The organism is Kitasatospora sp. MBT66, assembly GCF_000710405.2.
Lineage (GTDB): Bacteria > Actinomycetota > Actinomycetes > Streptomycetales > Streptomycetaceae > Kitasatospora > Kitasatospora purpeofusca.
In genome coordinates this window covers 371,350-372,524 of the sequence record NZ_JAIY01000003.1, presented here as the reverse complement: position 1 = coordinate 372,524, position 1,175 = coordinate 371,350, and the positions used below count along the sequence as shown (strand labels likewise).

At 72.9% G+C, this 1,175-nt stretch carries 1 protein-coding gene; it reads left to right on the top strand.

The genetic code is table 11. The features are described 5' to 3' along the window. The first annotated feature begins 280 nt into the window (after positions 1-280). On the top strand, positions 281-1,057 hold the full coding sequence (locus tag BI06_RS03585; protein WP_037779046.1) for a MerR family transcriptional regulator: 777 nt from the start codon (positions 281-283) through the stop codon (positions 1,055-1,057). Positions 1,058-1,175 lie beyond the last annotated feature (118 nt).

Here is a 1,175-nt window from a genome sequence, read left to right as displayed (position 1 = left end):
CGACGGCTCCCGGCTCCACGGCCCCGGGCGCGGTGCGCGACCGGTCCTGGGCGGACGCCTCGGCGGCTCGGGGGCGGGGGCGCTTGGTGCTGGATGCCATGCGGCGTCCTCCTGAGGGTGGGGGACCGTGGGGCGCACGTCGCCGCTGCTCGGCGCGGCGCGGATCACGCCAACCGTGCCAGCAATCACTGGCACGGTTGGCAGGGTAGCCCTTGTTGACACTTGATGGAAGAAGCCCGACCGCTCCGATCGGAGCAGCGCCCGCCCTATGCTGAGCGCCGTGGACAAGGTCGAAGCCGCCCCCGAGGTCGGACAACGCGAGTTCCGGGTGGAGGAGCTGGCCGAAGCGGCCGGGATCACCACCCGCACCCTGCGCTTCTACCGCGAGCGGAAGCTGCTCCAGCCGCCCCGCAGGGAGGGACGGATCGCCTGGTACGGGGAGTCCCACCTGTCCCGGCTGCGGATGATCGCCGAGTTGCTGGAACGCGGCCACACCCTCGGCGGCATCACCGAACTGATCCGTGCCGGCGAGAGCGGGCGGGACGTCGCCGACCTCATCGGCCTGGAGGCGGCGCTCGTCGCGCCCTGGTCCGACGAGACCGCGGTCCATCTCGACTGGGACGAGCTGAAGACGGCCTTCGGCGACCAGCTCACCGAGGAGAACACCGCCGAGTCCATCGACCAGGGCTTCATCACGGTCGAGGAGGACGGGATCACCCACGTCAGCCGCCGGCTGATGGACGCCACCACGGCGCTGGTGGCGGAGGGTGTACCACTGTCGGTGGTGCTGGCGGCGAGCCGGCGGACCCAGGAGCACGTGGCGGCGATAGCCGAGATCTTCACCGCCCTGGTGCGCGAGCACGTGCTCGGCGCGCTGTCCGCCGAGACCCCGCTGCCGCCCGGCGAGGCCGCCCGGCTGACGGAGCAGATCCTGCGGATCCGCCCGCTCGCCCGTACGGTCACCGACGCCCAGTTCGCCCTGGCCATGGACCGCCGGGTGCACGCCGAGTACGACGAACTGCTGCGGCAGCGCCTGGAGCACCGGGAGGGCGACTGACGGTCGCGCAGGCGTAACGATCCGTGCCACCGGGCAGGGATCAGCCGCCTCGCCGTCTGCCGCCCGAACGGAGTCGCCCGATGCCCGACGCCCCCGCCCACCGCCGTTCGCTCCCCGG